The 6,377-nt window shown below is 65.8% G+C and carries 6 protein-coding genes; 1 reads left to right on the forward strand and 5 read right to left on the reverse strand.

The annotated features are described in order from the left end of the window. Positions 1-43: 43 nt before the first annotated feature. Positions 44-763 carry a helix-turn-helix domain-containing protein gene (locus ACFHVL_RS30490; protein WP_416632044.1) on the reverse strand — a complete coding sequence of 240 codons (720 nt, stop codon included), beginning with the start codon at positions 761-763 and terminating at the stop codon, positions 44-46. 228 nt (positions 764-991) lie between these two features. Between ACFHVL_RS30490 and ACFHVL_RS30495 the strand changes: the two genes are divergently transcribed. Continuing rightward, positions 992-1,267 carry a flavin reductase gene (locus ACFHVL_RS30495; RefSeq protein ID WP_416632045.1) on the forward strand — a complete coding sequence of 92 codons (276 nt, stop codon included), beginning with the start codon at positions 992-994 and terminating at the stop codon, positions 1,265-1,267. A gap of 545 nt (positions 1,268-1,812) precedes the next feature. On the opposite strand, the gene ACFHVL_RS30500 is transcribed toward ACFHVL_RS30495, so the two are convergent. From ACFHVL_RS30500 to ACFHVL_RS30515, 4 genes are all read right to left on the reverse strand, one after another. Then, entirely contained in the window at positions 1,813-2,202 is a 390-nt protein-coding gene (locus tag ACFHVL_RS30500) for a hypothetical protein (RefSeq protein ID WP_416632046.1), read from the reverse strand. Between the two features lie 295 nt (positions 2,203-2,497). Next, entirely contained in the window at positions 2,498-4,960 is a 2,463-nt protein-coding gene (locus ACFHVL_RS30505; RefSeq protein WP_416632048.1) for an FtsX-like permease family protein, read from the reverse strand. Continuing rightward, complete coding sequence (locus ACFHVL_RS30510; RefSeq protein WP_416632049.1) at positions 4,957-5,679, reverse strand: ABC transporter ATP-binding protein; 723 nt, start codon at positions 5,677-5,679, stop codon at positions 4,957-4,959. Before ACFHVL_RS30510 ends, ACFHVL_RS30505 begins: the two co-directional genes overlap by 4 nt. Continuing rightward, complete coding sequence (locus ACFHVL_RS30515; protein ID WP_416632050.1) at positions 5,676-6,269, reverse strand: PadR family transcriptional regulator; 594 nt, start codon at positions 6,267-6,269, stop codon at positions 5,676-5,678. The genes ACFHVL_RS30510 and ACFHVL_RS30515 overlap by 4 nt, the downstream gene beginning before the upstream one ends. Positions 6,270-6,377: the final 108 nt, after the last annotated feature.

The raw sequence follows: 6,377 nt of genomic DNA on the forward strand, positions 1-6,377 counted from the left end.
CGCAACTCGCCTCGTGTCCAGTTCTCAACACGGACAGAACCTCTCAAGCCGGAACAACGCCGGGGCCGTGGGGAAAGGTCAGGATGGAGAACGGTCCGACTGCTGGTCTGCTGGGGAGGCCGGCGGCAAAGGTTAGGACCCGGACGGTGACGTTGTGGCGTTGGGTGGCGACGGCGGCCAGGTGCCGCAGTTGGCGCGCCATCGCGGCCCGGTCCTTAAGCGGGCGACGGAGGGCAGCTTCGCCGATCACCACGTCGAGGTCGGGAGCCTGCGGGACGACACGGGCAAGCAGTTTCTGCCGCTTGGACCGTACTTCGATCTTGGCCTGTTGGTCGGAGGGCTTGAGGTCGGGGTTTCCGGTGGTGATGATCTCGGTCATGTATTCCAGGGACTGCAGCAGGCCGGGGATGACGTTCGGCTCGTACTGACGGATAGTCGAGGCGGCGGCTTCGAGCCCGACGTACAGCTTGAACCATTCTTTGATGGCGTGGTCGTAGCTGTGGTACCAGCCGCGTGACTTGGTCTCCCGGGCCAGGTCACGCATCGTCGTGATCGTTTCCGGGGACGCGCCGTAGAGCCGGCACATCGCCTCGGCGTCGTTCGGGTGGATCGGCACCTGGCCGCCCTCGTAGCGCCAGATGCGCGGCGGCGACCATTCGAGTGCCTTGGCCGCTGCGGCGACCGTGACATGAGCGTCTTCGCGAAGCTCTCTCAGGTATCGACCCAGTTGCCTGCGGGGGACAATGCTGCCGGCGTCGTCCACGAAACCCCGTCCTCTCGTGTCACGTAATGGTGGGTGGATGTTGGGTCCGAACCTACCGGTGCGAGATTGCGCTGAGCCAGTTGGCGAATAAGCATGATGTGAAGGAAGAGTTCAGTGATCATGGGAAATGAGTTGTGAGAAGGGTTGACAGATGGATCTGAGGTCCACACGCGACCGCGTGACGCGGTTCGCGCGACGGCACAACGCCTACGCGGACGGAGAACGCTGATGCACATCGCCAGTCGGCCCGACTGGAACTGTCGCGAGTGCGGTACAGAATGGCCGTGCGAAACCGCGAAGATCGAAATCACCGCGGACTGGTTGGACGACCGGATCGGGATGTGCGTCTACCTCGCCACCCTCATGTACGAGGCGATCGACGACCTGCTGGAATGCGACGCCGAGCAGCTCAGCCCGCCCGACCTGTACCGCCGGTTCCTCCGCTGGCCCGACCAGATCGCCGAATCCGAAGCGTCCCGCCGCCTCGGCATACCGCCGCAGTGACAGCACCGTCCGTCACTCCGGCTCCGCCTCTACTTCCGGCTTCCCCTTCACCGGCATGCGCACCACTCGCCGGGTATCGCGATCGACCCGCGCCCCGGCCGCCACTCGGTGACCACGCAAGGAGGTGGCAGCGTGCTGCGCCAGGTCAGGAACACCATCATGCGATGTCCGGGGGAGTGTCAAGTTAACGGCCCTGTCTCACGTCCGGTGGCAACGCTCGGTAACTGCCCCGCGAGCGCTCGCGCGCGCCATCGATGCTGACGTTTCCGGACTACCGCATCCTCGCGGGATAGCCAGCTACCCGGTTCGTCGCCCATATAACCTAATTGCACTATTTGTCGAGGTGGCCAGTCGACCCGCCGGATGCCGCGACTCACGGCTACCACCGGATGTGAGCCAGGGCCAAGTTAACGGCTGTCGAGTGGCCGGAGGGAGTCTCACCCTCCGGCCACTCGACATCAGAGTCGCGCTAGTCTACTCCGAGCTCGTCCGGTACTCAACCTGGACCGAACACCTCAAGCCGAAGTAGCGCCGGTACTGTTCTCTCAGGCAGTGAACAGATAGGCCGCGATGTCGTTGGCGCCGTTGGTCCTCCAGTCGAAGTTCGTCCTGGTTCCCTTGGGGCATGCCTGGGCGAGCGGAACCCGCGATTCGCCGTTGTTCGCGAAGGCCTTGACCTGAGCGCACTTGCCGTCCGCTTTGGTGTCCTCCACGAACCCTTCGATCCGGGCGTTCGTACCGTTGGTGCAGCTGATGTTCCACGAGGCCGCTCCGCCGTCGACCGTCACGTTGTTGAAGACCGCTCCGCAGCCCGCGAGGATGCTGATCGAGTCGGGCTGGGACGGCGCCGCCGATGCCGGCGTTGCGACACCCATCGCCGCTGTCACCGAAAACGCGACTACGGCGGCCACTCTCATGGCCTTCTGCTTCGACATTTTCCCGTTTCCTCCCGTGAGTTTGCCGAGTCGCGCAGGTGGGGGCCCGCGCTTCGTCCAAACGCTCAAGAAGGTCGTGTATGAGCGGCGGAAAGGGGCATCGCCACTTTCCTTGGACATCACTCTCGGCTGATAGGAAGTATCTTAGCGTGATTGACGTCCCGGCGACGGTCCCGATCAAGTGATGGATTTTACATTGACATACTTGCATAGATTGCAGTAGTGACTGCTTTTGCCAGGTCACGTTGATCCGGGGATGGCAAATCGACGGAGTGCCCTTATGTCGATCATGAGCTCAGCTGGTGCGCCGCACGAGCGGCAGCTCGCCGCGCGCCAAGCGAACCGCTGCTACCGTCGCCAGCGCAGGCGGCCCCAGTACGATGATCAACAATGCGATCCACGGTACGTGCCAGCGGAGTTCGGTGCTGTAACTGACGTAGGCTGCCGCCGGACCAATGCCGGCGATCAGGCCGAGCACGGCACCGACGCCGACGATGACCAGCGCTTGAGCTGCGGTGATACTCCGCCGAATCCGAGGAGTCGCGCCGACAGCGACCATGGTGGCCATGTCAGGGCGGAGTTCCACCGCAGCCAGGCCGACCGCCACGGTACTGGCCACGATGGTGACCAGAGCGCTCACTGCGGCCAGGATGTAGAACATCGTCGTCACCTGGCGTGAAGACTGGTCCGTTGTCGTCACCGTCTCGACGGTGAGCGGCGACGGCGCGGGCTTCGCGGCGGTCAACTGTGCTTGTAGCAGCACCGCGTTCGCCTCTGCCAGCTCTGCCGGCTCTGGTGTACGCGTCGTGTCCACCACGACCAGCCGTGGTTGCGTTTCCAAGCCGAGTCGCTGCGCGGTTCCGGGGGAGATCAGCAAGCCTGGAAGCTTGGTGAAGTAGGCACCACGGGTAGCCACGACTGCGGGCAGCAACGTGGGTGCCTGGCCGGCCGATGACAGCGCGACGTTACCGCTGACGACGAGAGTGTCGTTGAAGGCCACCGCGTCGCCCCGCTCGAGGGCGGCCCGTTCGGCGTCGGTCGCGGCGCGGCCAGTCACCACCTGGACGATGTCCGCTGTGCCCACTGCGATGTCCCGTTGCTCCGCTCCGGCCATCGCCGAAGCGTCAGTGGGGCTGCCCGGCAGATTCTGGTAGGCGATGTTGGCGTGGAAGTTCCTCGCAGTTCGCAGCGTGACGGCGGCCCGGGTCGGTAGGGCGTCCGTCATCCGGTCGAGCCCCACTGACCCGAGTACTTCGGCGGCTTCGACAGGCACCAGTACCTGGCCGGGTCGAGCCTCGAGCCGCGTCGGGGCGGCCTCACCGCGCGCCGCGCCTGCCAGCGCGAGCGCGACGCTGCCTGCGACGGCGGCGATCACTGCGGCCATCGCGGCGGACGTGCGAAGCCGATGCCTTACCGCATGACGCACCGCCAGACGGGCCGGCATGGGGAGCCTGCCAGCGAGTCGTCCGGTCGCCTGCACCAGCGCCGGAGTGCAGGCGACCACACCGAGCAGAAGGGCGACGCTGCCGCCAGCGAGCACCATCGACCGTCCCTGCGGGTTTCCGGAGACCAGCAGCGCCAGTGTTCCCACGACAATGAGGCCTGCGGCTGCGACCGCGCCGGCAGCGTCCAGCCTCGACTGGTCCCGTTGTCCGCCCAGTGCGCCCCGGACGGGACGCTGGCGGACCGCGCGGGCCGGCAACAGCGTCGCCAGAACGGCAATGGCCAACGTGACGCCGGCGACTCCTAACAACTGCCAGATCGGCATAGACACGTCGATCAACGGGTGATCGGCGATGCGTTCGATGAACGGCCCAGCGGCGGCGAACGTCAATAGTCCCAGGATCACGCCGGCCGCTGCGGACAGCGCGCCGAGCAGCAGCCCTCCGGCCAGGACGACCATGCTTACCTGCCGGTGCGTCGCGCCAGCGGCCGCCACTATGGCCAGCTCCCGACGCTGACGAGCGGCCCCGACAAGGAACGCCGCACCGACCAGGAGCACGATCTGCGCGCCGGCGAAGCTGACCACGAGCACAGCCGCGGCCGCCTCGATCTGGCGCTCTCCGGCTGTCGGAGACATGTCGATCCTGGACAGGACCGACATGGCGCCCATGCCAGGCTCGGTTCGTGGGGGCAACCATTCATCGTCGTTCGGTAGCTGCACCATCAGCTTGCTGCGAGCCCCGGACAGGGGGAACTCACGCGGCACAAGTAGCCCGGACGCCCGCAGCGACCGGCTCCAGTCGATGACACCGACAACGGTGAGGTCGCGCTGTGGCATGCCCGCAGTGATCCGGCTTCCCACCCGCAGCCCCAACTCGTCGGCCATGGCTCGGGTTACCGCCGTCTCGGAGGGCCCGTCGGGGGCTCGCCCGGCCCGAACAACGTACCGGCCCTTGTTGAGTGCATTGTCCGGATCTGTCGCCTCGTACTGCGACGTCCGCAACCCGTCCGGGGTCTGCAACACGGTGCGGGCCTGCGTCAACCCCGTGGTAACGCTGCCCGATGGCAGCGCAGCCTCGATCGCGGGGAGACTGGCCGCATCGATGATCAGGTCAGCACTGCCAAGCGTGAAGGTGGTCTCCTGCGCCGATGTGCCGCTGAGGTTGCTCCAGCTCGCCGTGACGACCGTGCCGGCATAGGCGGGGATGAACAACATCAGCAGGATGAGACCACTTCGTCTGCGATGGCGCAGCACGGATCGGCGGGCGATGCGCAGCGCGACGCGCCACGAGCCGACCAGGGTTGCCCGACTCACGACGACTGGCTCAGTAGGCGCTGGGGATCGTCGCGCTCCGATGTCGCATCGACCAGGCGACCGTCCCTGAGGAAAATCGTTCGGTCGGCCCAGCCGGCGTACCTCGCCTCGTGAGTGACCAATATGCCGGACGCCCCGGCGTCTATCCGCGTCCGCAAAACCTTCAACACAGCCGTGCTGGTCCGCGAATCCAGGGCACCAGTTGGCTCGTCGGCCAGCACCAGCCGCCGCTGCCCCACTAGTGCACGGGCGATGGCAACCCGCTGCTGCTGCCCACCCGAAAGCTGATCGGGGAATCGGTCGGCCGCATCGGCGAGGCCAACCTCATCCAGCGCGGCGACCGACGCCTTTCGCGCCGCCCGCCCCCCGTGACCCGCCAGTTCCAGGGGCAGGGCTACGTTCTCCGCCGCGGTCAGATCGGTCACCAGGTTGTAGTCCTGGAACACGTACCCGATCCGATCTCTCCGCAGATGAGCGACCGCTGTCTTGTCGAGACCGCTGAGATCCACCCCTTCGACCTCAACCGACCCGGAGGTAGGCGAATCAAGACCACCGGCGATGGTGAGCAGGGTCGACTTGCCAGACCCTGACGGTCCCATCACCGCGACAAGTTCGCCGGCCCGCACGTCCAGGTCGACGCCGGCCAACGCGTGGACCGTCACGTCGCCCGCCTGGTACGTCCGCTCCACTGCCCGGAGGCGCAACACTGGGCCGCTCATCCGTGCACCCGTTCAGACGAGAACCGCCCAGGGGCGGCTGGGATCGGATTGGACGCAGCCCGGGGTCGCTGACGCCTGAGCACCGTCGCCTCCGCGTGATCAAGCCACCGGATCTCACTCTCCAACGCGAAGATCAGATGATCCAACAGCAGCAGCCAGGTCACATCCTCGCCTTCGTCGGCGTGTCGACGAAGGTCGGTGTAGTCACGCATCTGCCGCATCGACTCCGTCCGCTGCTTCTGCACCACCAGGGTGATGTCCACGCCGGGATCCCCGATCGCCATCGCAAGCTTGATCGCCAACTCGCTGCGCGGACGATCCGAGCCGGCGATCGGCGTCATGTACCAGGTGTCCAAAGACCTGCGCCCCTGATCAGTGATGGTGAACAGCTCTCGCCCGTCCTCGTTGTTGCCGGCCGTGCGCACGTGTCCGTCGCGAACAAGCCGGTCTAGCGTGGTGTAGATCTGCCCGATGTTCACCGCCCAACTGCCGCCGGTGCGCCCCTCGAGTTCCGTCCGGAGCTGGTATCCGTACTTGGGGCCATCGGCGAAGAGGGCCAACAGTCCCCACCGCACCGCAGTTCGCTGCATGACCAGACCTTACCAGGTAAGTACTTATCCGGTAAGTACTAGCCTCAGCCCTTCATTATGGGCGGGTCCACATAGTGGATCTTGAAAGACAGGTGCCTTCTGACCTGG

It is taken from the genome of Micromonospora sp. LOL_023 (assembly GCF_048060115.1).
Classification (GTDB): Bacteria; Actinomycetota; Actinomycetes; order Mycobacteriales; family Micromonosporaceae; genus Micromonospora_E.

Excerpts from the sequence above, each read along its gene's own strand:
- ACFHVL_RS30495 (WP_416632045.1), top strand. The coding sequence starts at position 992 with ATGCACATCGCCAGTCGGCCCGACTGGAACTGTCGCGAGTGCGGTACA.
- ACFHVL_RS30500 (WP_416632046.1), bottom strand. The coding sequence starts at position 2,202 with ATGTCGAAGCAGAAGGCCATGAGAGTGGCCGCCGTAGTCGCGTTTTCG.
- ACFHVL_RS30510 (WP_416632049.1), bottom strand. The coding sequence starts at position 5,679 with ATGAGCGGCCCAGTGTTGCGCCTCCGGGCAGTGGAGCGGACGTACCAG.
- ACFHVL_RS30515 (WP_416632050.1), bottom strand. The coding sequence starts at position 6,269 with ATGCAGCGAACTGCGGTGCGGTGGGGACTGTTGGCCCTCTTCGCCGAT.